At 66.8% G+C, this 24196-nt stretch carries 24 protein-coding genes and 2 riboswitches; of the genes, 15 read left to right on the forward strand and 9 right to left on the reverse strand.

Going from position 1 to position 24196, the window contains the following annotated elements:
* Positions 1-33 precede the first annotated feature (33 nt).
* The 4 genes from ACTAQI_RS20875 (at position 34) to groL (ending at position 4128) form a co-directional block, all read left to right on the forward strand.
* Positions 34-678 (forward strand): LytR C-terminal domain-containing protein, encoded by a 645-nt coding sequence (locus ACTAQI_RS20875; RefSeq protein WP_457948442.1) that lies wholly within the window; start codon positions 34-36, stop codon positions 676-678.
* Between the two features lie 65 nt (positions 679-743).
* On the forward strand, positions 744-950 hold the full coding sequence (locus tag ACTAQI_RS20880) for a cold-shock protein (protein WP_457948444.1): 207 nt from the start codon (positions 744-746) through the stop codon (positions 948-950).
* A complete protein-coding gene (locus tag ACTAQI_RS20885; RefSeq protein WP_457948445.1) occupies positions 950-2203 on the forward strand; it encodes an ABC transporter substrate-binding protein in 1254 nt (417 codons plus the stop codon). Before ACTAQI_RS20880 ends, ACTAQI_RS20885 begins: the two co-directional genes overlap by 1 nt.
* A gap of 290 nt (positions 2204-2493) precedes the next feature.
* Positions 2494-4128 (forward strand): chaperonin GroEL, encoded by a 1635-nt coding sequence (gene groL, locus ACTAQI_RS20890; RefSeq protein WP_015936112.1) that lies wholly within the window; start codon positions 2494-2496, stop codon positions 4126-4128.
* A 101-nt stretch (positions 4129-4229) separates the two neighbouring features.
* Here groL and ACTAQI_RS20895 read toward each other — a convergent pair whose 3' ends face one another.
* Complete coding sequence (locus tag ACTAQI_RS20895) at positions 4230-5540, reverse strand: ABC transporter substrate-binding protein (protein WP_457948446.1); 1311 nt, start codon at positions 5538-5540, stop codon at positions 4230-4232.
* 191 nt (positions 5541-5731) lie between these two features.
* On the opposite strand from ACTAQI_RS20895, the gene ACTAQI_RS20900 reads away from it, so the two are divergent.
* Positions 5732-6796: an RNase H family protein gene (locus tag ACTAQI_RS20900; protein ID WP_457948448.1), complete on the forward strand. Its 1065-nt coding sequence runs from the start codon at positions 5732-5734 to the stop codon at positions 6794-6796.
* 9 nt (positions 6797-6805) lie between these two features.
* Here ACTAQI_RS20900 and ACTAQI_RS20905 read toward each other — a convergent pair whose 3' ends face one another.
* From ACTAQI_RS20905 to ACTAQI_RS20935, 7 genes are all read right to left on the reverse strand, one after another.
* A complete protein-coding gene (locus ACTAQI_RS20905) occupies positions 6806-7093 on the reverse strand; it encodes a WXG100 family type VII secretion target (protein ID WP_457948449.1) in 288 nt (95 codons plus the stop codon).
* A 107-nt stretch (positions 7094-7200) separates the two neighbouring features.
* On the reverse strand, positions 7201-8712 hold the full coding sequence (locus ACTAQI_RS20910; protein WP_457948450.1) for a sensor histidine kinase: 1512 nt from the start codon (positions 8710-8712) through the stop codon (positions 7201-7203).
* A gap of 2 nt (positions 8713-8714) precedes the next feature.
* Positions 8715-9425 (reverse strand): response regulator transcription factor, encoded by a 711-nt coding sequence (locus ACTAQI_RS20915; RefSeq protein ID WP_457948452.1) that lies wholly within the window; start codon positions 9423-9425, stop codon positions 8715-8717.
* 73 nt (positions 9426-9498) lie between these two features.
* Positions 9499-9999 (reverse strand): DUF427 domain-containing protein, encoded by a 501-nt coding sequence (locus tag ACTAQI_RS20920; protein ID WP_457948453.1) that lies wholly within the window; start codon positions 9997-9999, stop codon positions 9499-9501.
* Between the two features lie 42 nt (positions 10000-10041).
* Complete coding sequence (locus ACTAQI_RS20925; protein WP_457948455.1) at positions 10042-11688, reverse strand: DNA repair helicase XPB; 1647 nt, start codon at positions 11686-11688, stop codon at positions 10042-10044.
* 13 nt (positions 11689-11701) lie between these two features.
* Positions 11702-14176 (reverse strand): helicase-associated domain-containing protein, encoded by a 2475-nt coding sequence (locus ACTAQI_RS20930; protein WP_457948457.1) that lies wholly within the window; start codon positions 14174-14176, stop codon positions 11702-11704.
* A gap of 10 nt (positions 14177-14186) precedes the next feature.
* Positions 14187-14420: a hypothetical protein gene (locus ACTAQI_RS20935; RefSeq protein WP_457948458.1), complete on the reverse strand. Its 234-nt coding sequence runs from the start codon at positions 14418-14420 to the stop codon at positions 14187-14189.
* Between the two features lie 224 nt (positions 14421-14644).
* On the opposite strand from ACTAQI_RS20935, the gene ACTAQI_RS20940 reads away from it, so the two are divergent.
* On the forward strand, positions 14645-15028 hold the full coding sequence (locus tag ACTAQI_RS20940; protein WP_142131045.1) for a cold-shock protein: 384 nt from the start codon (positions 14645-14647) through the stop codon (positions 15026-15028).
* 6 nt (positions 15029-15034) lie between these two features.
* Complete coding sequence (locus tag ACTAQI_RS20945; RefSeq protein ID WP_457948459.1) at positions 15035-15547, forward strand: DUF3027 domain-containing protein; 513 nt, start codon at positions 15035-15037, stop codon at positions 15545-15547.
* 99 nt (positions 15548-15646) lie between these two features.
* Here ACTAQI_RS20945 and serC read toward each other — a convergent pair whose 3' ends face one another.
* Positions 15647-16777 carry a phosphoserine transaminase gene (gene serC / locus ACTAQI_RS20950; RefSeq protein WP_457948460.1) on the reverse strand — a complete coding sequence of 377 codons (1131 nt, stop codon included), beginning with the start codon at positions 16775-16777 and terminating at the stop codon, positions 15647-15649.
* 294 nt (positions 16778-17071) lie between these two features.
* On the opposite strand from serC, the gene ACTAQI_RS20955 reads away from it, so the two are divergent.
* The 8 genes from ACTAQI_RS20955 to ACTAQI_RS20990 all read left to right on the forward strand — a co-directional run bounded on the left by ACTAQI_RS20955 (position 17072) and on the right by ACTAQI_RS20990 (position 24176).
* Positions 17072-17773, forward strand: a complete 702-nt coding sequence (locus ACTAQI_RS20955; RefSeq protein ID WP_457948461.1) for a metal-dependent transcriptional regulator — start codon at positions 17072-17074, stop codon at positions 17771-17773.
* A 138-nt stretch (positions 17774-17911) separates the two neighbouring features.
* Positions 17912-18122, forward strand: a riboswitch (cyclic di-AMP (ydaO/yuaA leader).
* Between the two features lie 10 nt (positions 18123-18132).
* Entirely contained in the window at positions 18133-18954 is an 822-nt protein-coding gene (locus ACTAQI_RS20960; RefSeq protein WP_457951120.1) for a M23 family metallopeptidase, read from the forward strand.
* 128 nt (positions 18955-19082) lie between these two features.
* Positions 19083-19261, forward strand: a riboswitch (cyclic di-AMP (ydaO/yuaA leader).
* A gap of 70 nt (positions 19262-19331) precedes the next feature.
* Positions 19332-20012: a C40 family peptidase gene (locus ACTAQI_RS20965; RefSeq protein WP_457951121.1), complete on the forward strand. Its 681-nt coding sequence runs from the start codon at positions 19332-19334 to the stop codon at positions 20010-20012.
* Between the two features lie 162 nt (positions 20013-20174).
* The gene (locus ACTAQI_RS20970) at positions 20175-20942 is read left to right on the forward strand and encodes an NlpC/P60 family protein (RefSeq protein ID WP_457948463.1); all 768 of its coding nucleotides are present in this window, start codon (positions 20175-20177) and stop codon (positions 20940-20942) included.
* Between the two features lie 260 nt (positions 20943-21202).
* Positions 21203-21703 carry an HNH endonuclease gene (locus tag ACTAQI_RS20975; protein WP_056331149.1) on the forward strand — a complete coding sequence of 167 codons (501 nt, stop codon included), beginning with the start codon at positions 21203-21205 and terminating at the stop codon, positions 21701-21703.
* Between the two features lie 54 nt (positions 21704-21757).
* Positions 21758-22471 carry a molybdenum cofactor guanylyltransferase gene (gene mobA / locus ACTAQI_RS20980; RefSeq protein ID WP_457948464.1) on the forward strand — a complete coding sequence of 238 codons (714 nt, stop codon included), beginning with the start codon at positions 21758-21760 and terminating at the stop codon, positions 22469-22471.
* The gene (locus ACTAQI_RS20985; RefSeq protein WP_457948465.1) at positions 22468-22761 is read left to right on the forward strand and encodes a DUF6457 domain-containing protein; all 294 of its coding nucleotides are present in this window, start codon (positions 22468-22470) and stop codon (positions 22759-22761) included. The genes mobA and ACTAQI_RS20985 overlap by 4 nt, the downstream gene beginning before the upstream one ends.
* The gene (locus ACTAQI_RS20990) at positions 22758-24176 is read left to right on the forward strand and encodes a molybdopterin molybdotransferase MoeA (RefSeq protein ID WP_457948467.1); all 1419 of its coding nucleotides are present in this window, start codon (positions 22758-22760) and stop codon (positions 24174-24176) included. The genes ACTAQI_RS20985 and ACTAQI_RS20990 overlap by 4 nt, the downstream gene beginning before the upstream one ends.
* The last annotated feature ends 20 nt before the right edge of the window (positions 24177-24196 follow it).

Here is a 24196-nt window from a genome sequence, read left to right on the forward strand (position 1 = left end):
AACAGCCGCAATCAACAAGGATGTCCTTCCACCATGACCAGATACGCCCGCGATGAATTCGACAAGGTCCCGGAGGCCGCGTCGCGACAAGGTGTCCACCGGACGGCTTCGGCCCCGTCCCGCGTGCGGCTGTGGCCAATCCTGGCGGTGGGTATGGCAGCCCTCGCCATTGGGTTGGTGTCCTTCCTGATACTCCCCAAACTTGGCTTCAACACCACCGCCAGCCAGGTATCGGCAAGCGTGGAGTCAGCTCCGCTGGCCGGAACCGGGTCCACGCCTTCGGCCACGCAGGCTGCGGCTTCCACCCCTACTGATGCCCCGGCTCCGTCCGCCTCTGCCGGCCCCACCCAGAGCGACGAGCCCGGGTCCGCACCTACGGCCTCTGCCACGCAGCAGGCCGCGGCCGACAGGACCCAGGCAGTTGCCATCTACAACGCCGCCGGCACTGCGGGGCTGGCCAGCCGGGTAGGCGGAACTGTCCAGGTTGACGGCTGGCGGCTCGGGCAGGTGGGCAACTGGTCCGGGGCCCCGCAAAAATCCTCCGTGATTTTCTACGCCGGCCCCCAGCAGCTGGCAAGTGCCCAGGCGCTCGCCGGGCTGCTGAACATCCCCACCGTGGTGAGCAGCACCGAATTCCAGGCACCGCTGGTAGTGGTCCTGGGCCCAGGTTACCGGTAGCCGTACGCCGTCCAGTCACGCCGGTCCGGTCTCCACCTGGCCCCCAACGGAAAGAGTTGTTCATCATGGCACTGGGAACCGTCAAATGGTTCAACGCCGAAAAGGGCTACGGCTTCATCACCGTTGACGGCTCCGGTGAGGATGTCTTTGTCCACTGGTCCGCCATCGAGGGAGAGGGGTACCGCGCCCTGGACGAGGGCCAGCGGGTACAACTGGACGTCGGCGAGGGCGAAAAAGGCCCGCAGGCAGAAAACGTCCGGCCCGCGCAGTGATGCCGGTTCACCGCCCCGGAGCCCGCGTCCTTGCCGTTTCCCTGGCTGCGGTTCTTTCGATGACGGCATGTGCCGGCACCGGCGGCAACGCCCGGGTGGAGCCGGCGGAGGCCTCCGGCGACGGCGTCCTCCGGGTGGGCCTGATCATGGACAACACCGGGGACAACGCCTTCCTTACTGCACCCCAGCTGGCCGCCGCCAAGCTGGCCGTCCAGGAAATCAACGCCGCCGGCGGGCACAAGGGCCGGCCGGTGGAACTGCTCCCGGTGCATGCTGAACGGGAAGCCGCAGGACAGGCGAATGACTTGGTTGCCGCCAAAGCGGACGTGGTCATCGGACCCACCGATTCCAGCCACGCGACCGCCGCTGTGGACGTCCTGTCCCACGCGCGCATACCGCTGATCTCGCCGGCCAACACCGCTGCCGCCCTCTCCGGAATTGCCAGCGGAGGCTACTATTTCCGCACCGCCCCGGCCGACGTCGCACAAGGCCCCGTGCTGGCAAAACTCGCCAAGGACGGCGGCGCTGCCACCATCAGCGTGCTGTACCAGGAAGGCTCCTACGGCAAGGACCTCTCGGCCGCCGTCACGGAGGCTGCGAAAAAATCCGGGCTCACGGTCCTGCCCGGAGCCGCTTTCAAGTCCGGCGCCGCCGCCGAAGCCGCACGCTCCGCCGGAAAAGCCAGACCGGATGCGGTGGTCCTGATCGCCCGCGAAGGCGCGCAGGGCGCCCTGGCCGAGCTGAACAATGCCGGCGTCAGCGGCTCGAAGATCATCCTCAGCGACGGCGCCTTCGCCCGCTACGGATCCGGGCTCGCGTCCAGGGTCCTGGAGGGCGCCCGCGCCGTCGTCCCCGGACAGCTGCCCACTGCCGCCTTCCAGGGAAAACTGCTGGCCGTGGACCCTGCCCTGAAGGACGTTTCGTACGCTGCTGAAACCTATGACGCCGTCACGCTGGCCGCCCTCGCGGCGGCACGTGCCCAGGACGACGCCGGGCGCTCCATTGCCGCCAACCTGGTTGCCGTCTCCGGAGGGACGGCAGGCTCCGGGGCCGGAGCGCCCCCGTGCCTCAGCTACAAGGAGTGCCTCGGCGGCCTTGCGGCCGGCCCGGACATCAATTACGACGGCGAATCAGGCCCGGTTGCCTTCGATTCCAACGGAGACATCACCACAGCGGTCTTCTCCGTATACACGTATGGAGCGGACAACAACCCAACTCTGTCCGGCCGGGAGACGGCTGGACACTCCGGCTGATCGCCCTTAGCGAAGCCGCCGCTTCCTGCGGCCCATCCGCGTCTTTTCGCTTGCACTCTCACCTGGGGAGTGCTAATTATTGACTTAGCACTCTGACGCACCGACTGCTAAAGCAACGCCTGGTTCCACCCGGCGGCGCGCGGCACCGGTCGAGGAGCGAAAGAAACACCTCACTTCAGTGAGATCCCCACCCGGAGGCATACAGAGGCTGCCGGCAAAAGGATCGTCCGTCGCGGGCACTGCAGCGAAGGTTCATTCTTAACGACTGTCCCGAAAGGACTACTGCCGTTATGGCCAAGATCATTGCATTTGATGAAGAGGCACGCCGCGGCCTTGAGCGTGGCCTGAACACCCTCGCCGACGCCGTTAAGGTCACCCTCGGCCCGCGTGGACGCAACGTCGTCCTCGAAAAGAAGTGGGGCGCCCCCACGATCACCAACGATGGTGTTTCCATCGCCAAGGAGATCGAGCTGGACGATCCTTACGAGAAGATCGGCGCAGAGCTGGTCAAGGAAGTTGCCAAGAAGACCGATGACGTTGCCGGTGACGGCACCACCACGGCAACCGTCCTGGCCCAGGCCCTGGTCAAGGAAGGCCTGCGCAACGTTGCAGCCGGCGCCGACCCGCTGTCCCTCAAGCGCGGCATCGAGAAGGCTGTTGACGCCGTCACCGCCGAGCTGCTGAACTCCGCCAAGGAAATCGAAACCAAGGAAGAGATCGCGGCCACCGCCTCCATCTCCGCCGGTGACGACGAGATCGGTGCCCTCATCGCCGAAGCCCTGGACAAGGTGGGCAAGGAAGGCGTCATTACGGTCGAGGAGTCCAACACCTTCGGCCTGGAACTGGAACTCACCGAAGGCATGCGCTTCGACAAGGGTTACATCTCCGCCTACTTCGTCACCGACGCTGAGCGCCAGGAAACGGTCCTCGAGGATCCGTACATCCTGATCGTCAACTCCAAAATCTCCAACGTCAAGGAACTGGTTGCTGTCCTGGAAAAGGTCATGCAGTCCAACAAGCCGCTGCTGATCATCGCCGAAGACATCGAGGGTGAGGCCCTGGCCACCCTGATCGTCAACAAGATCCGTGGCACCTTCAAGTCCGTCGCCGTCAAGGCTCCGGGCTTCGGTGACCGCCGCAAGGCCCAGCTCGCCGACATCGCCGTCCTCACCGGCGGCCAGGTCATCTCCGAGGAAGTCGGCCTGAAGCTGGAAACGGCTGGGCTGGAACTCCTGGGCCAGGCACGCAAGGTTGTTGTCACCAAGGACGAGACCACCATCGTCGAGGGTGCCGGCGACGCCGACCAGATCGCAGGCCGCGTTTCCCAGATCCGCGCCGAGATCGAAAACTCCGACTCCGACTACGACCGCGAGAAGCTGCAGGAGCGCCTGGCCAAGCTGGCCGGCGGCGTTGCAGTCATCAAGGCCGGTGCCGCAACCGAGGTTGAGCTCAAGGAGCGCAAGCACCGCATCGAAGACGCAGTGCGCAACGCCAAGGCTGCCGTTGAGGAAGGCATCGTCGCCGGTGGCGGCGTGGCCCTGATCCAGGCCGGCGCCAAGGCGTTCGCCAACCTGCAGCTGTCCGGCGACGAAGCAACCGGTGCGAACATCGTCCGCGTTGCCATCGACGCTCCGCTGAAGCAGATCGCCTTCAACGCCGGCCTCGAGCCCGGCGTCGTCGTCGACAAGGTCCGCGGCCTGCCCGCCGGCCACGGCCTGAACGCAGCCACCGGCGAGTACGTCGACCTGCTGGCCGCCGGCGTCAACGATCCCGTCAAGGTGACCCGCTCTGCCCTGCAGAACGCGGCCTCCATTGCCGGCCTCTTCCTCACCACCGAGGCAGTTGTTGCTGACAAGCCGGAGAAGAACGCTGCTCCTGCAGGCGGCGACGACATGGGTGGCATGGGCGGAATGGGCGGCTTCTAGCCCTTCCACCCGGGACCTGTCCCGCTGACATAGAGAATGCGGCCCCCTCGTTGCGAGGGGGCCGCATTCTTTGTATGCCTGCCAGGAGCCTGCCCGGGGAGTTACTTCCGCGCCGAATCCAGCATCCCTTGGACTTCCTTCTTGAAGGCTTCGGCCGCAGCCTGGGGGGTCAACCGGTCGTACAGCACTTCATCCGTGTAGCGCTTGATGACGTTCTGGACGCTTCCCGCACCCACCGGAGGAACCGGCGGCGCGTCCTTGATATCCGGTGCAATGTCTTTCAGGAACCCGACCACGGTGGTGTCGGCCGGCTTCAGCGAGGACGTGATGCCGGAAACGATTTCGCTGTTTGTGGGTACACCCCTGTCCGTCATCAGGATGGCGCCGGCCTCCGGGCTGTTGGTCAGATAGTTGATGAACTCCGCGGCCTCCTTGGGATGCTTTGAACGGGAGGAAGCGGACCAGAACATGGTGGGCTTGTAGTACATGCCGTTACTGGCCGATGCGCCGTCGACGCTCGGAGCCCGCAGCATCTTGATGCTGCTGCCGGTGGTGGCCTCGAGCGACCCAAGCTGGTTGGTCCACCACCAGGCCATGCCCACCCGGTTTGTGCCGAACAGGCTTTCCTCCAGTCCTGCCCCCGAGTCCTCGGTGGCCACGGTGGCAGGTGGGCTCGCCTTGGAATCGCGTTGTTCCTTGAGCCGTTCCCAGAAGGACGCGGCCGTGGCGGCCTCGAAGTCGAGCTTGCCGTCCCCGGAGTAGAGATTTTCCCCGTGCTGGCGCAACCAGATGATCAGGTCGGCCTCGTTGCTGCCATAAGCGGCGCCATAGGTCTTCCCATCACCTGCCGCGCTGATCTTCGCAGCGGTGTCCACGAACTCCTTCCACGTCCACGTCTTATCATTCGGGACGGGTACGCCCGCGGCCTGGAACACCTTGGTGTTGGCCATGATGACGTAGGCGTTCTGGCCCGTGCTCAGGCCGTACTGTGCGCCGTCGTACTGGCCGGAGGCGAGTGCTTCCTTGTCCAGTTTTGAAGTGTCGATGCCGCCCTGCTTGGACAGGTCCATGAGAGCGCCGCGGCCGCCGTACTCGGCGATGTATTTCTGGTCCATCTGGATGACGTCAGGGGCATCATTGGCAGCAGTTTTTGTTGCCAGCTTGTCCCAGTAGCTCGACCATTCGCCCGGCTCTGCCTTGATCTTGACGTTCGGGTGCGACGCTTCAAAGGCCGCGATGACCTTGTCCGTCTGTCCGTTCAGGTATTCGTTGCCCCACCATGCGAACCGCAGGGTCACCTGCCCGTTGTCGCCGGAGCCGCCGGCGGCACCGCAGCCCGTGGCCAGGATGGACAGGGCCAGGGCCGCAGCGCCAAGCTGGAACCTGCGCCGGCTTATGACTGGAATCGTCATTGATGTTCCTTCCGGTTGATTTCCAGCACCGCGGCGGTGCGGTTACCCGAACACTCCGCAGCGCAGAAAACGTTTTCTTAAGTAATGCTGTGATTGTTTCGCGCGTTCGGCATCCCCGTCAAGAACTTTCGGTAAACGTTTTCCCAGCCAGTTGACGGCCGAGTGTCAGTTGCTTCTGGCAGGATGGACCGGTGACGATTACTGCAGCGGCTGACGGTTCAGCCTTGGGAAACCCTGGCCCCGCCGGCTGGGCCTGGTATGTGAATGACGATTGCTGGAGAGCCGGCGGCTGGCCGCACGGGACCAACAACCAGGGGGAGCTGATGGCTGTCCTTGACCTCCTGCGTGCCACGGCGCATTTGCCCGGGGAAGACCTGCGCATTCTTTGCGACAGCCAGTACGTGATCAACTCCATTACCAAATGGATGCCGGGATGGAAGCGCAAGGGCTGGCGCAAGGCCGATGGAAAGCCCGTTTTGAACGTGGAAATCCTGAAGGAACTCGACCGCGAGCTGGCCGGAAGGACCTACACCTTCGAGTGGGTCAAGGGGCACGCAGGCCATGACCTGAATGAGGCAGCCGACGAGCGGGCCAGGGCCGCTGCGACCGCATACCAGCAAGGGGTGGCAGCAAGGTCCGGGCCCGGATTTCCCGGTGCCCACCACCCGGCCACCTCCGCGCGCCCCGCGGCCGCGCAGCCTGCCTCCGGCGTCGGCCTTCCGCCCGCCACATTGGATATCCCGGCCGCTGCGCCCGCGCGCCCCGCGGCGGCACCTGCCGGCAAATCGCCTGCGCCCGGCAACGCACCCAAGGCCACTCCCGCACCCGTCTCAGCCTTCGAAGAGCTCGACCTGTTCAGCGAACTGGACAACGAAGCCCTTGAAGTGGCCGAGGCAACCCAGCAGGCTGGGTCCATCCCGCCCGAGGCGCTGGTGGAAGAGCTCGAACGTGAGCTGTTGGGCCCCCTGGTGCGGGGGGACATCGGCCGGACCGCCGTCCTTCTCCACCCGGACTTCATGGAGATCGGCAGTTCGGGAAGGGTATGGACCCGGGACGCCATGATGATGGCGCTCGAAGAGGATCCGGGTGAACGGACCGACATTGAAATCCTGGGCGCCGAGCGGATCGGCACCGGCGCGGTGCTGCTGACGTACCGAAGCTTCGCGCGGTCCGGCACTACGCTCCGCAGCTCCCTGTGGGTCCTTGACGGAGGCAGGTGGCGGCTGCGGTTCCACCAGGGGACTCCGGAGGCCTGACCCGGGGCGTCAGCTGAACCGCTGCGCGTTCCCCTGCTCCGCCTGGGCGTAGGTAGCGGCGGCAGAGGCCAGCGCCCCGTTGATGGACGCCAGCGAAGCCTCCACCCGGCCCTGGGTGATGGTCCATTCGGTGACGAGCGCCTGGAAGTTTGTGGCCGCGGAACCGCGCCATGAACCCTGCAGCTCGTCCAGTCCGCGCTTCATGGTTTGCACGTCAGCGCTGATCCGGTCCACGGTGGCCTGCACGTTGGCAGACTTCAGTTGCAGTAATTCTGTGTCGACGGAAATGATGGTCATGGCTGTGCCTTTCGGATACGCCGGGCGCAGTGCCCCCAAGCCCGGCGCTTCCGGGCTGCTGGGACGAGCCTACGGACCAGTGCCCTGCGGGAGCCATGGCCGGACGGCTATATGTGGATAACCGATCCGTCGCTGCCCTTGGCCCCGGTGGCACTGCCGGCCGCTGCTTCCAGCCCGTCTCCGCCGCCACCGCGGGGTGCGTCCTCACGCCGCGGAAGGCTAACCACCAAGGTGGCGCCGCCGCCGTCGGTCTTTTCCACCCGGACTGAGCCGCCGTGGGACCCCACGATCGCCGCCACGATGGCGAGCCCAAGGCCGCTGCCGCCTGTTTCCCTGGTGCGGGAGGTGTCAGCCCGGTAGAAGCGTTCAAACACCTTGGCTGCGTCCTCTTCCGAAATGCCCGGCCCATGGTCCCGTACTTCGATGACGGACCGCTCTTCGCCATCGGTCGCGCGGACTCCGACCGCGAGTTCGATGGGGCTGCCCTCGGGGGTGTAGCGCAGGGCGTTGCCCACAAGGTTGCCCACTACCTGGCGCAGCTTGGCCTCATCGCCGAGCACCGGCGCAGGGGCCGCCGGTCCGCCGTCGAGCCCGGTCAGCGAGATGACCCTGGAACGGTCGCTGGCCTGGGTATCCACCGCGGCGTCGTGGGCAATCAGCTGCAGGTCCACCGGCTTTTGCTGCAGGGGGCGCTGCTCGTCGAGGCGTGCCAGCAGGAGCAGGTCCTCAACCATGGACCCCATGCGCTTGGCTTCGCTTTCGATCCGGCCCATGGCCGTGGCCACGTCTTCGTCCGTGGCAAGGGCGCCGTGGCGGTACAGCTCGGAGAACCCGCGGATGGTCACCAGGGGAGTGCGCAACTCGTGGGAGGCGTCGGCGGCGAAGCGGCGCATCCTTGCCTCCGAGGCCGTCCGCGCTGCGAACGCGGTCTCGATATGCGCCAGCATGGCGTTCAGGGAGCTGCTCAGCCGGCCCAGCTCGGTGGTGGGGTTCTCCACTTCCACGCGGCGGGAGAGGTCACCGGCGGCAATGGCCGCCGCCGTCTTCTCCACCCTGGCAAGGGGCCGGAAGGACCGTGACACGGTCCAGCTGGCAATGAGCGAGGCCAGCAGCAGGGTCAGCAGGCCGACGCCGGTGACCACCAGGGTGGCATGCTTGAGGACGTCGTCCACGCTCTCCAAGGGCAGCCCGATGACCACCACGGCGGTGGTTGGGCCGTTTTGGACCGTGACGGCCACAACGCGCCAGTTTTCCCCATCAGTCCCGCGCACCTGAAAGGGGGCCAGCCCGCGGGCCTGGGCCTGCTCCACCGTGATGTTGCTGATGTCCGGGTGGTCGTCAGGGTCCCCGCCGAATGTGTACGGCTGCTCGCCCTGGGTAAAGAGCATCAGCGAATAGTCCGTGGGAATGGAGCTGGGCGCCTGCAGCTGCGTGAACGAGCGTTGTTTCCGGGCGGAGTCGACGGCGGCGTTCAGCTTGTCATCCACCTGGCCCTGGAGATAGCTGTGCAGCAGCGTCAGGGTGACCGCGCCGGTCACCGTCAGGGCCACGATCAGCAGGGCCATGATCATGGCCACCAGCTGCGACCTGAGCGAGGCCGACTTCCACCGCTTAAGCAAGGTCAGCGCTTTTCAGCCGTCCGCAGGACGTAGCCCACGCCGCGCTTGGTCTGGATCAGGGCCGGCGCCTCGGGGTCGATGTCCACTTTCCGCCGCAGGTAGGAGATGTAGGACTCCACGATGGACGCGTCGCCGTTGAAGTTGTACTCCCAGACGTGGTCCAGGATCTGGGACTTGGACAGGACCCGGTTGGGGTTGAGCATGAGGTAGCGCAGCAGCTTGAATTCCGTGGGGGAGAGCTCGATGACAGTGCCGCCGCGCCGCACCTCGTGGGCGTCATCGTCCAGTTCCAGGTCGTCCACGCGGATGACCGCGTCATCGTCCAGCAGGGGCTGCGTGCGCCGGAGCACGGCCCGGATCCTGGCCACCACTTCGTCGAGGCTGAAGGGCTTGGTGACGTAGTCGTCGCCGCCCACGGTCAGGCCGGTGACCTTGTCCTCGGTGTCGTCCTTGGCGGTCAGGAAGAGGACGGGGAAATGCTTGCCGGAGGCACGAAGCCGCCGGGTCACGGTGAAGCCGTCCATGTCAGGGAGCATGACGTCCAGCACGGCCAGGTCAGGGGCGTGGGCGTCGGCGGCTGCAAGGGCATCGCGTCCGTTCGCGGCGGAGACCACTTCAAAGCCGGCAAACCGCAGCGACGTGGAGAGGAGCTCGCGGATGTTGGGTTCATCATCGACGACGAGCAGCCTGGCTTCTGGACCGTTCTTGTTCATGCTCCCATCATGCTCCCAGTCTCTGGGAGTTGTCTGGATATTCGTTGTGAGCATGATGAGGGCGGCCTCGCGGTTACCAGTCCATTGTCCCCGGCTCACCCTTGAACGGGCCCACCACGCGGCTGGTGATCCATCCGCCATAGAAGCGGCCCGGCTGTGCCTGCACCCGCTCTCCATCCACTTCGCAGTAATCCATCCGGCCCGGGTAGACGGCCACCCGGTCAGCGAGCGCCTCGAACCCTGACGCAGGCTCGGGATAGGACCATGCGGCGCTGTCCGCTTCCTTGCCGCCGCCGCGTACGGTCAGGTACTTCGCCGAGCCTTTGAACTCGCAGAAGCTGCTGCCAGAGGCAGGTTCCAGCGCACCGGATGCGAATGCTGACTGGAGGACGTAGTACACCGGCGGATGGCTGGTCTCGAGAACGCGGAGCGAATCGGTGGTGTCAAGGATCAGTTCCCCGCCTAAAACGATGCGTATCCGTTCACTGCTGGGCTCGATCCGCGGCGGCCGGGGATAATCCCAGACCGACTCCTGGCCGGGCCCGGGCACGGCGGGAATGATTCGTATGCTCATGCCTCCAGTGTGCGCGCAACGGGTGCTGCGCGCACGGTGCGGCTAATCCGCCGCGTGTACGTCCTTGGCGTCCATGATCCGGTAGGCATACCCCTGCTCGGCAAGGAACCGTTGGCGCTTCGCGGCGAAGTCCTGGTCAAGGGTGTCCCGTGCCACCAGGGAGTAGAAGCGGGCAGCGCGTCCGTCCTTCTTGGGCCGCAGGAGCCGGCCCAGCCGCTGCGCTTCCTCCTGCCGGGACCCGAAGGAGCCGGAGACCTGGATGGCGACGGAGGCCTCAGGCAGGTCGATGGAGAAGTTGGCCACCTTGGACACCACCAGGGTCTGCAACTCCCCGGATCGGAACGCGTCAAAGAGCTTCTGCCGTACCTTGACGGAGGTGTCGCCCTTGATCACCGGTGCCTGCAGGCGCTCGCCGAGTTCGTCCAGCTGGTCGATGTACTGGCCAATCACCAGCAGCTGCTCCCCGGCGTGCCGTGCCACCAGCTGCTCCACCACGTGGGTCTTGGACTCGGACGTGGCGCACAGCCGGTACTTGTCCGCGTCGTCGGCCATGGCGTAGGCAACGCGTTCGTCCTTTGGCAGGTCCACGCGGACCTCCACGCAGTCTGCGGGCGCGATGTAGCCCTGGGCCTCTATGTCCTTCCAGGGCGCGTCATACCGCTTGGGCCCGATCAGGCTGAAGACCTCTCCCTCGCGCCCATCCTCCCGGACCAGCGTGGCGGTGAGCCCCAGGCGCCGGCGGGCCTGCAGGTCGGCGGTCATCCTGAAGATCGGTGCGGGCAGGAGGTGGACCTCGTCGTAGATGATCAGGCCCCAGTCGTGGCCGTCCACCAGTTCCAGGTGGGGGTAGATGCCGCCGCGTTTGGTGGTCAGTACCTGGTAGGTGGCGATGGTCACCGGCCGGACCTCCTTCAGGGCGCCGGAGTATTCGCCCACTTCCTCCTCCGTGAGGGAGGTGCGCCTGAGCAGTTCGTCCTTCCACTGCCGGGCTGCCACGGTGTTGGTGACCAGGATCAGTGTGGTGGTGGAGCCGGTGGCCATGGCCGCGGCCCCCACCAGGGTCTTGCCCGCGCCGCAGGGCAGCACCACCACGCCGCTGCCGCCCGCCCAGAAGTTTTCGCTGGCCAGGCGCTGGTAGGGCCGGAGTTCCCAGCCGTCCTCATTGAGTGAAATCAGGTGCGGGGTGCCGTCCACATAGCCGGCCAGGTCCTCGGCCGGCCAGCCGATCTTCAGCAGCAGTTGCTTGAGCTGGCCGCGCTGGGAGGCGTGCACCACCACCGTTTCTCCGTCGATCCGCGGCCCCAGCAGCGGCGCGATCTTCTTGGCCCGGATCACTTCCTCCAGGACGGGATAGTCGTCCGTCCGCATGACCAGCCCGTGGCGCGGGTCTTTTTCGAGGCGCAGCCGGCCGTACCGGGACATGGTTTCCTCGACGTCGATCAACAGGGAATGCGGTACCGGGAAGCGTGAGTACTTCAGCAGGGCGTCCAGCACCTTCTCGGCGTCCAGCCCGGCGGCACGGGCGTTCCACAGCCCCAGCGGGGTCAGCCGGTAGCTGTGCATATGCTCAGGTGCCCGTTCCAGCTCCGCGAAAGGCGCGATGGCATGCCGAGCCTCGGTGGCCAGCTCGTGGTCCACCTCGAGGAGGATGGTCTTGTCGCTTTGGACGATCAGGGGTCCGTCGGTCACGCGGGGGAATCCTTCACTGGCGCAGTTCCTCTGCGGCCTCGATGTCGATAATGCGGTGCACGGACAGGACCCGCTCAGTGTCCTTGGCAGGATCGAACACGCGCACCCTGCCCCCGCTCACAGATAGCGGAACAACCACTTCCAGGCTGGCATTCCCCAGGCTGTCCACCACGTTCATATGGATCCGCTGCTTCAGCCGGATGGCCCTTTGCAGCGCCTCAAGCCCCAGCTGGGTGGCTGCCTCGCTGCCCGCAGCGGTGCCGGGGTGGTGTCCGACGCCGGGGCCGGCCTGCCGCAGGACGCCCAGTTGGGCTTCAACGTCCTCCGCCGGGGGCGCCATCCGCGGGGCGGTATAGACGGGGCGGGAGCTTTCCTGCGGGGCCGGGGGCCGGCGGAGGTGCGCGGCGGGCTCGGCGCCGTCCACGGACGGGGACAGGCCCAGGCTGCGGAGGGCGGCGGCGAGCTCACGGGGCGGCGACGAGGACGTTACAACCGTGGGGGACAGGCTGGCCAGGCCGAGCTGGGCTGCCTTGGGTCCTGCCAGCAGTTCCCGGAGGGCCGCTTCATCGTCGCTTTGGATAAAGCTGGCGGCCTGGCCCACGCGGAGGCTGCCATGCCGGGATGCGGTGTCCTCCACCAGGTACGCCAGCGGCTGCGGTACGGCGGTGGCGGAGTGTTCCCGAAGAAATGCCAACAGGCCGGCGGCGTCGTAGCCGTCATCGAGTGCCCGCTTGATGGACTCCGCGGAGAACCGGTAGATGGTGGCCGGGCCCTGGCCCTCGGCGTCGGCCATGACCAGGAGTTTTTCGGTGAGTGCAGGAGTGAGGTAGCCCGGGGCAACGGCTGTCAGGTCTGCCTGCAGCAACACGTGGTTCAGGGCTGCCGGCAGGTGCTCGCCCAGGATGGCAAGGGCGGCATCGGGGTTGTCTTCGGCGAAAGCGCTCCCCAACTGGCTCAGGGCCCCCGACCCCACCAGGCCCAGCATCTCCGCCTCTGCGAGGACTCCCCGGATGAGGGAGCTGAACCGCCGGGCCATCCGCGGCTGTGACCATTCCGCGCGCTGCAGGACCGCGGCGGCATCGAGAACGGGCGCGGTGCCGTCCGGCCCTGAGGCTTCGACCGTAAGTTCGTGCAGGATCTCGAGGATCCGCTTGCGGACCACCGGAGCGTCGGGCCGCTGCGCCCCGGCGGACAACGCCGCGATGGTGTTTCCGGACGCGCCCCGGGCCGGGGCGCCCGGTGCCGTGTTCATGGGCTGGCCCACCATCGAGGGCACGCGCTCGCTGGCCAGCCAGGCGTTCACCAGCCACAGCCATTGTTCCTGCCGCGGAAGCACCAGCCACTCCAGCTGCGGCGGCTGCACCCAGGACGACGAATCGACGTCGAGGCGGATCAGGCCGGCCAGTCCGCACAGCTCCAGCAGCTGGCCCGCCGCACCCTGGTCAATGCGCAGTTGGTCGGACAGGCGGCGCATCTCGCGGACCCCCACGCCTCCGCTGCGCAGCGTGGCCAGCGGGTTCTCCCTGATGGCATGCAGCAGTTCGGAAACCAGCCGGAGGGTTTCTGAGATCGCGCTGAGCGCTGCATTCCTGCGCAGGGCCGCGGTGGTCCGGCCGAGCTCCGGGAGCGGCGGCGACAGGGTGAAGTCATTGATGATCGCGCCGCCGCGCAGGGCCAGCCCCACGCTGTGCGGCAGCTCCACATGGGCGGCGTCGAGCGGAACCAGGAGCCCGCGCGCAAGGAGCCAGTCGACCGGCCCGACGTCGGCACCCTCGGTCGTGACCGACGCCTTCCGTTGCGCCTGGGGGACGGCACCCATGGCCCAGTTGCGGAACCTGGCGAGCAGCGCCGTCGTCCGTTCCGGTGCAGTGGCGAGGATGTCCTGCAGTGCCTCGGGGGAGGAAGTCCAGTGCTGGAGCGCCAGCGCAGCCTCCATGGGCGTGGTGGCGCCGTGGATTACGAACCCGCTGCGGTGCAGTTCGGAGACCAGCTGCACCGCCCGCTGGGCGAAGGACGGCTGCAGGCGGACCAGCTCTGTGTAGCTGCGTCCCAGCCCCGCCGGGTAAATCCCCACCACGTCCTTGAGGGAGCCCACCGGCAGGTAGAACGGCTGGTCGGCGGCCGGGGAAGGAGTGCCGTGCGGGGGAGCAGCGTGGTGCACCAGGGCAAGTTCCTGCAGGGTGCCCAGGATCTGGGTCACCGTGGCCAGGCCCGCGCCGTGGATCAGCGTGTGCACTCCCTCGGCGGAGGCGCTGTGCCCGGTGTCGGTGTTGGTGCACAGATGCAGGGTCTCCAGGACCTGCATCTGGGGCCGGTTGAGCCGCTCCAGGGCGCGCTGGACGCTGACACGGGAGCTGGCACGTGCCGCCAGCGCAGCGAAGTCCGGAACAGAAGGGGAAATGAGGTCCGGCCGCGCGGCGAACAACGCCCGCAACGAATCGTCGCTGCGTGCCTCCAGGTCCTTGCCAAGCGCGCGAATGAGGGACATCAGTCCAACGTTACCGCTGCTGGGCCCTTCCCGCCCGCCGCCGGGCGGCAACGCCGTCCAGGACCAGCAGGAGCATCAGGATGAAGGCCGCCGGCAGGCCGTACAGCGCGGTATAGGTGATCCAGGCGGGAGCTACGGAACCGGCGAAGGCGAGCGCCATGACAGCAGCCACGGCTATCAGGGACAGCACGGCAACAACTGCGGCGAGGACCATCAGCGGCCGCCGGTAACGCGAGGGAGTCATGGATGCAACGCTACCGCGCCCGGAGCGGAGCGGGTAAAAGCCGGGGCCTTGCGCCTGCGGCGGAACAGTGCTGCCCAAAGCATCAATAGGCCATGCGGCAGGATAACCTTGAAGCATACAGACCAACACGGTTTGCGTTTGCCATACCCTGAACCCGCACAACAATGCGGATGCGGTGGCAGCCGGCCGTGTCTCATGACAGCAGAACGAAGAAGGTTGATTACGTGCCTACCGGCAAGGTCAAGTGGTATGACAAGGACAAGGGCTTTGGGTTCCTCGCGGGCGAAGACGGCCAGGAGGTCTTCCTGCCCAAGTCGTCGCTGCCCGAGGGCGTAACGGAGCTGAAAGCCGGCACGCGCGTGGAGTTTGGCGTGGCGGACGGACGCAAGGGTGCCCAGGCGCTGGGGCTGCGGGTGCTGGACAAGACCCCGTCCATCGCCAAGGCCAAGCGTCCCAGCGCGAAGGATCTTGCCCCGCTGGTGCAGGACCTGGTGACCGTCCTGGACAACCTGTCCGGGACCCTGTCCAAGGGCAAGTACCCGGAGGGCAACAAGGGTAAGGCCATCGCTGCCGCCCTGCGCAAGGTCGCCGACGAGCTGGACGTTTAAGCGCCTATGGATCCCCAATCTGAACAGCCGGGCACGCCAGTGCAGGAGCAGGCTGCCAAGAACCCGCCCAAGCGCAAGGCAGGCGTGCCGGTATGGCGTACGGGCAAGCCTGACGCTTTCCTGGCTGCTGCCGTGGACACCGCCCGGACCGCAGTGGAGGGCATCACCCCCGCCGCCACCATCGGGCCGCACCTGGCAGCCAAGAGCGAGGGCGACCGGTTGGTCACGCACCTGTTCGAGTCCCGGCTGCCCGGCTACGCAGGCTGGCAGTGGTACGCGGTACTGACCCGCAACTCCCGCTCCAAGGTAGTAACGGTCAACGAGCTGGGCCTGCTGCCCTCGGGGGACGCCATCCTGGCCCCGGAGTGGGTGCCGTGGGCCGAACGCGTCCGACCCGAGGACCAGCAGGAACCCGAAGCGGACGGCCAGGAAACAGCCGCGGCTGAACCGGATGGCCAGGTGACCGCGGAAGCCGCGGAGGATTCCAAGGACGACGCCGGCACGCAGGCAGGAGCCTGACCGCACTTTATGCCGGGAAACCGGCTACCCCTGCGTGGGGCAACGAAAACGGCGCCGTCCGGGAAGAACCCGGGCGGCGCCGTCGTGCGTTGACTGTGGTTACTTGCGCAGCTCGCCAACCACGTAGTCGATGCTGGACAGCAGGGCCGAGACATCGCTCGGATCGATGGCCACGAAGGTGGCGATGCGCAGCTGGTTGCGGCCCAGCTTCCGGTAGGGCTCGGTATCCACGATGCCGTTGGCGCGCAGCACCTTGGCCACTGTGGCGGCATCGACCGATTCGTCGAAGTCGATGGTGGCGATGACGTTGGAGCGTTCCTCGGGCTTGGCCACGAACGGGGTAGCGAACCCGGAGGCGTCGGCCCAGCTGTAGATGCGCCCGGCGGAGTCGGCGGTGCGTGCGGCGGCAAAGTCCAGGCCTCCGTTGGAGTTCAGCCACTGGACCTGGGCGTCAAGGGTGACCAGCGTGGACAGCGAGGGCGTGTTGTACGTCTGGTTCAGGCGGGAGTTGTCGATGGCGGTCTGGAGGTCCAGGAAGTCAGGAATCCAGCGGCCGCTGGCCTTGATCCGCGCGGCACGTTCAATGGCAGCGGGGGAGAACAGGCCAAGCCAGAGGCCGCCGTCGGAGGCGAAGTTCTTCTGCGGGGCGAAGTAGTAGACATCGCTCTGGGCAACGTCCACGTCCAGGCCACCGGCCGCCGAGGTGGCATCCACCAGGACCAGCGATCCCTCGTCGGCTCCGGAGACGCGGGTGACCGGGGCTGCTACACCGGTGGAGGTCTCATTCTGCGGCCAGGCGTAGACGTCCACGCCCGCCTCGGCCTGCGCCGCCGGACGGGTGCCCGGCTCGGACTTGATAATGGAGGAGGCTCCCAGGAAGGGCGCCTTATTGGTGGCCGCGGCGAACTTCGACCCGAACTCGCCGAAGGACAGGTGCTGGGCCTTCTTTTCCACGAGCCCGAAGCTGGCGATGTCCCAGAAAGCCGTGGAGCCGCCGACGCCCAGGACCACCTCATAGCCCTCCGGGGCGCGGAAGAACTGGCTCAGTCCTTCGCGGACCGACCCCACCAGGTTCTTGACCGGCGCCTGCCGGTGGGAGGTGCCGAGGATGGTTTTGGACGCTGCTGCCAGGGCATCGATCTGTTCCTGGCGGACCTTCGACGGGCCGGCGCCGAACCGCCCGTCCTTGGGCAGGAGGTCGGCGGGGATCGTGATGCTGGTGTCGCTCACAGGTGCTCCAATTCGGCGGGGACGAAAGCTTTGGTCCGGACGGGCGGGTAAAAGGTGGCCGGCAGTGCGCGGTGGCTGCGCAACGGGCCCTACCCATTCTGCCTGAACGGCAGTGGGGGCGGCAGCCGGAGGGGCCAAAGTCCAGACAATGAGACGGTCCCGGCACGTGCGGCTGTTCGAAGCGCGGCTATTCGGACAAAGTCAAAATAGGCTAAGCTTTCCCCCGGACTACCTCGCGGGAAGAGGCGATACGGTGGGACAACGCAAGGTACTGCGCTCGAGGAGCTGAGCTGGATGACGGATCTGATCGACACAACGGAGATGTACCTCAGGACCATCCTGGAGCTTGAGGAAGAAAACATCGTTGCCCTTCGGGCCCGTATCGCCGAGCGCCTGCGCCACTCCGGCCCCACCGTGTCCCAGACCATCGGCAGGATGGAACGCGACGGGCTCGTTGTCGTCTCCGGCGACCGGCACCTGGAACTCACTGACACGGGCCGCAAGCGGGCCACGGAGGTCATGCGCAAGCACCGGCTGGCCGAACGCCTGCTGGCCGACGTCATCGGCCTGGACTGGGCCTACGTGCACGACGAAGCCTGCCGCTGGGAACATGTGATGAGCGAGCGGGTGGAACGGCGGATCTACGAGATGCTGGACCACCCCACCGAGTCGCCGTACGGCAACCCCATCCCCGGCCTGGCCGCCCTGGGCGGACAACCGGCGAGCAGTTTCGCTGACGGGGCCATCAGCCTGGTGGAGGCCATGAAGAGCTACGCGCCCGCTTCAGCGGTGACCATCAGCCGGCTGGCCGAACCGATCCAGGTGGAGCCGGAACTGCTGACGCAGCTGGACGAAGGCGGAATCCGGCCCGGCGCTTCAGTGGCCCTGGAGCGCGTGGGCGACTACATCTCCGTGCGAGTGCAGGGAATCGAAGGGGCGCTGGAGCTGCCGCCTGAGGTGGCCGCCCATGTTTTCGTCGCCCTCAGCCAGCCCTGAGCGGCTCCGCATACCCCAAAGCGAAGCTTCCACGCAAAGATAACGGAATTGTTACCTAGGGTCTTAAGGCCCTATAGTGGTAACAATCGTCGATACTTGAGCGTTACCCGATCCGGAGCCGAGCTCTGCCAGCGGATCGGGTGCATGAAGTCGTTACTGGCAGAGGCGGGGGAACCACAACCGGCAGCGGGGGACTGCCTTGGGGTGAAGTCCGTCAGCAGCGAGCCTCTCCAGTGAAGGATTCTTCCGGGAATACCCCTGTGCAGAAGCTTGCCCATGACGGGCCGGGTCTTTGATCTCTCTGACCCGAATCCGACAGCTAACTCCGCAGGCTTTCCAGAGAGGAACCCTTCTTGACCATGCAGACCTCCCGGGGCCGCCGCCGCGCGGCCGGCCCCCCTTTGGCACCCCGGGTTGTCGAGGATGTCGCAGCGGAGCGCCCCCGCGATCTGCATCGCGACGCACGCCGCCGCAGGGGCCCGTTCCGGCAGGTGACGGAGTTTGCCGCCGCCAGCGGCATTGGCCAGAAAGCCGGAATCGCCTTGGCCGCCACCGGCCTGGTGCTCACAGTCACAGTGCCGGCCACCAGTCCCGTCATGGCCACGGACGCGTCGGGCAATACGCCCCTGGCAGCTTCCGCCGTCAGCCCGCAGCCCCAGATTTCCGCCGATATTGGTGCCCAGATCGACTTCAGCCGCTCGGCCGTGGTGACCCAGGCCGACCCGGATGGGAAGCTGAAGCAACTCCTGAGCGCCCAGTCCGCCGGCTCCGTCACGCGCGCCGCATCCGCCGGCACCCTGGCCGCGCCGCTCGCATCCCTCACTACCGCCTCGCCCTTTGGCTACCGGGTCAGCCCCATTACCGGTGGCTCCGGGGACTTCCACCGCGGCCAGGACTTTGTGGCGCAGTGCGGGACCTCCGTCCTGGCGGCCGCGACGGGCACCGTGACCTTCGCGGGCTGGCATCAGTTCGGTGGCGGTAACCGGGTGGTCATCGACCACGGCAACGGGCTGGAAACCACGTACAACCACCTGTCGTCGTTCAACGTCAAGGTGGGCCAGACAGTTTCCCGTGGCGACGTTGTTGCGCTCAGCGGGACCACGGGCGCGTCCACCGGCTGCCACCTGCACTTCGAGGTGCAGGTCAACGGCGAAGTGGTTGATCCGATGGGTTGGCTTTAACTGTGTGATTGCTCACTCTCAGATTGTGGCGACCTGCCGTGACCTGAATGTGACATTGAAACAAAACTGCTGTACCGTCTAACTCGCGTCAACTTTTCCGAAGTTGACGCTCTTGAGTGGATTGCCTAACTCTGCCACCGCTCAAGGTCCGTTCGCATTTCATCGTCTGGCAGGGGCGGGGGAACCAATTTTGGCCTTCTTTCCAGAAGGCCTTGGGGTTAAGTCACGTGCTTCCCAGGAAGCAGTGTGGCCGGGTGACTCCCATCCGAATCCGACAGCTCACCTCGCAGGCATTGGGAGAGGCTACCTTCGTGTCTTCACGCCATCATTCTGCGCGCCACCGTGCGCAAACGGTTCGCACCAACCCCCTGGACGCAGTGTCCAAGGCCGTGAGCGCAAATGCCGGGACCGTAGGCCGCCAGGCTGCCGTCGTGGCAGCGGCGTCGGGCCTCATCCTGAGCATGGGCCTGCCGGCCACCGCAGCTGACACCACCGCTGGTGTCTCTGCCTCCACCGAGTCCGGTTCGGCCCAGACGGCCCTCGCTGTCACCGCCGCCCCCACGGCCACGGTTTCCTTCGAACGTCCCGTCGTCAAGACCACCGCTGCTCCTAAGGTGGAAGCGGTGCGTCCGCAGTCCACCGCGCCGGCCGAACGCACGGCCACGGCCACTGCAGGCCAGGACGCTGCCCCCGCCGCCAAGGCCGTCGAGACCGTTTCCGCGGCGACTTCGGGCATTGCGGCCATCGCCTACACCGGCATCGGCCACTCCTACGTGTGGGGCGGCACCAGCCCCGTCACCGGCTGGGACTGCTCCGGGTTCGTTCAGTGGGTCTACGCCCAGGCCGGAATCAGCATCCCGCGTACCAACGCGTGGAGCATCATGACCCCCACCTCCACCCCCCAGCCGGGCGACCTGGTGGTCCAGAACGGCGGCGCGCACGTGGGCATCTACGTCGGCAACGGCATGATGGTCAGCGCACTCAACCCGTCCCAGGGCACGCTGCTGCACTCGCCTGCAGCCACCGGTACCTCGTCGTACTACCACCTCAACAAGTAGTTCTTGGGCTCCACGCTCCAAGGGCTATTTCTTTGCCCAAAGCTTTTCGCTAGAAACCACATCCCCGTTCGGGATGCGCCGGCGTACCCCCAAGATGCCGGCGCATCCAATTCCCTGCGTCTGCCTACAAGCGGTTCGAAGGAACAACGAAAGAGAGAACTGATGACGACTCGTGCTACCGCACGGCACCGCGCCGAGGCCACCAAAACCAACTCGATCGCTGTCATTGCCAAAGCTGTAAGCGACAACGCCGGCGGCATGGGCCGCCAGGCTGCGGTTATCGCTGCCGCTTCCGGCCTGGTCCTGACCAGCGGCATCGCAGCGAACGCTGCTGACGCCAACGTCAAGCGCGATTCCGCTCCCGCGTCCCAGCTGGAAGTCGAATCCGCCGTCGATGCCCCGATTTCCGCGGCTTCCACCATTGCCATCAGCTACGAGAAGCCGGCCGTGACCACCACGCCGGCCCCCGTCGCGGAGCCTGAGCCCCAGGTTGAGGTGCAGGAAGCTGCTCCTGCTGCCCAGCCCGTTGCTGCCCCCAAGGTCACGGCCAAGGTTGCCACCGCTGCTGCTCCGGCTGCTCCCGCAGCCCAGGCTTCGGCCAGCGGCAAGGGCGCTGCCATCCTGTCCGCAGCCTATGCACAGCTCGGCGTCATGCAGGACTGCACCATGCTGGTGACCAACTCCCTGGCCGCCGTGGGCATCCACTTCCACGACTGGCCCGCAGGCTACCTGTCCCTGGGCCGCACCGTGAGTGCAGCCGAGGCGCAGCCGGGCGACCTTATCTACTACGCCAACGGCGGTTCGGGCATGGCCCACATTGCTGTGTACGCCGGAAACGGCATGGCCGTCCACGGCGGCTACAACGGGAACCAGACCGTGGTCTTCAGCGCCAACGTGGGTTCCGGCCCCGTCTTCATCCGCGTCAACTAAGCATTCCAGCGCCGGCCTGAACGGCCGCCGGGAAATGTTACAGGGGACCCCCGCCAGTGAGGCGGGGGTCCCCTGCGGTTTAAGGGTTGGCGACGGCATCGGTGCCGTGCCCTTCTCACGGCCCGAATGGGCTCCGGGGCGGCGATTACCTGATTCTGCATTTCTTTGTTTACTCTTGTGATGTCGATCCATAGCCCGGACATGCCGAGGGCAGCCGGCCCTCGTGCCCCTGACGGGTGCGGCCGTGAAGAGGTAAGTGCATGCGCACTCTCGTTCTGAATGCTGGATATGAACCGCTGGCGGTTATCACTTTCCGCCGGGCGCTGGTGCTTGTGCTCACGGGCAAGGCGAGCGTGGTGGCCGAAGGGGATGACCCTGTGGTGGGCCCCACCGACGTCCTGGGCCGCCCGTCCGTGATCCTCCTCAACCGCTACATCCGGCCCCGGTACAACCACTCAACGGCCGTCAGCCGCAGGGGTGTGCTCCGTCGCGACGGGCATAAGTGTGCGTATTGCGGTAAGGCGGCGCACACAATCGACCATGTGCACCCGAAGTCCCGGGGCGGCGCCGATTCATGGGAGAACCTGGTGGCCGCCTGCCTGCGGTGCAACAACGTCAAGGGCGACCACACTCCCGCCGAGATGGGATGGACCCTGCGGTTCGTCCCCGAGCCGCCCCACGGAACCATCTGGCAGATCAAGGAGCTGGAGAAGCCGACGCCGGCCTGGGATCCGTTCCTGCTCCCGGAGCGCGCTGCCTGACCAACCGTGCCCTGCACCCGGAGCCTTGCTGATCGCTAGGCTGGGGGAGTGCAAGTGAACAGGTTGGCCTTCGATGCCCTGATCCTGGCGGGAGGGCGGTCATCCCGGCTGGGCGGCGTACCCAAGCAATCGCTGGTTTTCCGCGGCCAGACCCTCCTGGAACGCTCCGTTGCCGCGGCCGCTGGTGCCCGGCGCATTGTGGTTGTTGGCGACACGGGTTCCCTTCCAAACGATGCCCAGGCCGGACGCCCGCTGCCTCAGCCAGCCTTGCCTCACACCCTGCTGATGTGCCGGGAGGAGCCGCAGTTCGCCGGCCCCGCGGCCGCAATTTCCGCGGGGCTGGACGCCTTGGCCAGGAATGGTGGAGAAGCTGCCTACACCCTGGTGCTGGCGTGCGACATGCCCCTGGCTTCCCGGGCGGTGACGGTGCTGCGGGATGCCCTGGCGCAATCCGCTGCCGTTGCAGGCGGCGGGGACGGCGTCATGGCCTGTGCCGCAGACGGCAGGGCCCAGCCGCTGGCTGGTTTTTATCGCACAGCCGGGTTAACAAAGGCGTGCAGCGACCTGGCTGCACGCAACGCCCTGGTCAACGGCTCTGTCCGGGCGCTCCTTGCTAGTCTGGACGTGCAGCTTGTCACGGTCCCCGCCGGGTCCACTTCCGATGTGGATACCTGGGACGATGCTGCCGCGCTGGGGGTTGCCGCCGGGAACCAGCGCGCAGGCCAGGACCGGCACCCGGGCGGAGCTAATGTGGGAGGCAATTCGTGAAAAGCCAGGACGAAACGCTGGAAGAGTGGTGCAGGGCACTTCTGCAGGCGTACAAGCTTGAGAATGTCCAGGTGGATGTCAACGCCGTGCTGGCGCTTGCAGGCGTTGCCGCCCATGCCGTTGTCCGGCCGGCCGCTCCGCTCACCACCTTTATCGCCGGGTTCGCCGCGGGACTGGCTGCCGCTCCCGGCAGGGAGATGGATGCAGCATCCATGGACGCGGCGCTGGCCGTCGCCCGTTCCCTGGCGGAAGACTACGACGCTGAAGCCGCCGGGGCTCCCGGCGAATGACGGCAGAACCCCAAGGCGATCCGGAGGCGCACGCGGACAGTGAAACAGGGGCGCACCCGGGCAAAACTGAACACGTGCCTGCTGCACACCATCATGCGGCCCACACCTGGCAAGAGGCCCGGCAGGCAGCGTTCGATGCAGCCACTCCCATTCCCCCCGGGCCGGTGGCGCTGCGGATAGCCCTGGGCCGCAAACTTGAGCGCGACATCGTGGCACTTCAGGACATGCCCCACTATGCGTCCTCAGCCATGGACGGTTGGGCAGTCAATGGAAGCGGCCCGTGGATCCCCGTGGAGGCTGGAACGCGGCTGGCACCGCACCAGGCGAGCCCGATTGCCACGGGAGGCCTCATCCCGCCCGGAGCCAAGGCGGTTCTTCGCACCGAGAGTGCTGTCCTTGGCCAGGACGATGAGGGGCTCCCCGTCCTGATGATCGGCGGCAAGGCGCGCCCCGGCGAGCCCCGCGCGGGAGAGCACATCAGGAAGGCCGGGGAGGAAGCACTGGAAGGGGACACCCTGGTTAAGGCGGGGGTGGAGCTCAACCCGGCACACCTGGCCCTGGCAGCCCTGGCCGGTTATGACGAGGTGCAGGTCCAGGGGAAGCCGGTGGTCCGCCTGGTGCTGACGGGGTCAGAGGTGGTTGAACAGGGCAGGCCTGAGCCTGGCCAGGTGCGCGACACGTTCGGTCCGCAGTTACCCGACGTCGTAGCCATGCTGGGCGGCATCGCCGGCGGGCAGCAGCGGATCGGTGACTCCTACGCCGAATGGCTGGCGGCGCTTGAGGACGTGCTGCCGGAGGTGCCTGACGCACCGGACCTGCCTGCCGACGTCGTCATCACCACCGGGGGTACCGGACGCTCGGGAACGGACCACCTCCGGCGGGCGGTGGCTGAACTCGGCGGCCGGCTCATCATCGACGGTGTGGCAATGCGGCCGGGCCACCCTGCGGTTCTCGCGGAACTGCCGGACGGCCGCTTTGTCCTGGGACTTCCCGGAAACCCGCTGGCGGCCATGATGGCCCTCTCCACCGTGGGGGCTCCGCTGCTGGCCGCACTGGGGCACCGACCCATGCCGGCGGTGCAGGAAGTACCGTGCGGGACCATGATCGAGCCGGACCCCGGACGGACCCGGCTGATGCCGTTCCGGCTGCTGTACGGCATGGCGTCTCCGGCGCAGCATACGGGGCCGGGAATGATGCGCGGGCTGGCCGCTGCTGACGGGGTCCTGGTGGTGCCGCCGCACGGAGTGCAGCTGGGCGAGTTGGTGCCCGCCTTCGCCCTGCCGTGGGGGGCGCCCATTCCGCGCCCGGTGGACGGTGAAGCCAAAGCCAAGACGCGGAGCAGTGCCCGTACCGGCCAACCCAAGGGCAAAGCGGCACCCAGCGGACCCGTGGACTGGAGCGCCCTCCTGGGCTGAGTCGCTTCAGTACTGCGCCT

Source organism: Pseudarthrobacter sp. alpha12b (assembly GCF_054130495.1).

Excerpts from the sequence above, each read along its gene's own strand:
- ACTAQI_RS20990 (WP_457948467.1), top strand. The coding sequence starts at position 22,758 with ATGACGGCAGAACCCCAAGGCGATCCGGAGGCGCACGCGGACAGTGAA.
- ACTAQI_RS20895 (WP_457948446.1), bottom strand. The coding sequence starts at position 5,540 with ATGACGATTCCAGTCATAAGCCGGCGCAGGTTCCAGCTTGGCGCTGCG.
- groL (WP_015936112.1), top strand. The coding sequence starts at position 2,494 with ATGGCCAAGATCATTGCATTTGATGAAGAGGCACGCCGCGGCCTTGAG.
- ACTAQI_RS20935 (WP_457948458.1), bottom strand. The coding sequence starts at position 14,420 with ATGACTCCCTCGCGTTACCGGCGGCCGCTGATGGTCCTCGCCGCAGTT.
- ACTAQI_RS20885 (WP_457948445.1), top strand. The coding sequence starts at position 950 with ATGCCGGTTCACCGCCCCGGAGCCCGCGTCCTTGCCGTTTCCCTGGCT.
- ACTAQI_RS20945 (WP_457948459.1), top strand. The coding sequence starts at position 15,035 with ATGGATCCCCAATCTGAACAGCCGGGCACGCCAGTGCAGGAGCAGGCT.
- ACTAQI_RS20905 (WP_457948449.1), bottom strand. The coding sequence starts at position 7,093 with ATGACCATCATTTCCGTCGACACAGAATTACTGCAACTGAAGTCTGCC.
- ACTAQI_RS20975 (WP_056331149.1), top strand. The coding sequence starts at position 21,203 with ATGCGCACTCTCGTTCTGAATGCTGGATATGAACCGCTGGCGGTTATC.
- ACTAQI_RS20930 (WP_457948457.1), bottom strand. The coding sequence starts at position 14,176 with ATGTCCCTCATTCGCGCGCTTGGCAAGGACCTGGAGGCACGCAGCGAC.
- ACTAQI_RS20955 (WP_457948461.1), top strand. The coding sequence starts at position 17,072 with ATGACGGATCTGATCGACACAACGGAGATGTACCTCAGGACCATCCTG.
- ACTAQI_RS20920 (WP_457948453.1), bottom strand. The coding sequence starts at position 9,999 with ATGAGCATACGAATCATTCCCGCCGTGCCCGGGCCCGGCCAGGAGTCG.
- ACTAQI_RS20970 (WP_457948463.1), top strand. The coding sequence starts at position 20,175 with ATGACGACTCGTGCTACCGCACGGCACCGCGCCGAGGCCACCAAAACC.
- ACTAQI_RS20880 (WP_457948444.1), top strand. The coding sequence starts at position 744 with ATGGCACTGGGAACCGTCAAATGGTTCAACGCCGAAAAGGGCTACGGC.
- ACTAQI_RS20960 (WP_457951120.1), top strand. The coding sequence starts at position 18,133 with ATGCAGACCTCCCGGGGCCGCCGCCGCGCGGCCGGCCCCCCTTTGGCA.
- ACTAQI_RS20915 (WP_457948452.1), bottom strand. The coding sequence starts at position 9,425 with ATGAACAAGAACGGTCCAGAAGCCAGGCTGCTCGTCGTCGATGATGAA.
- ACTAQI_RS20875 (WP_457948442.1), top strand. The coding sequence starts at position 34 with ATGACCAGATACGCCCGCGATGAATTCGACAAGGTCCCGGAGGCCGCG.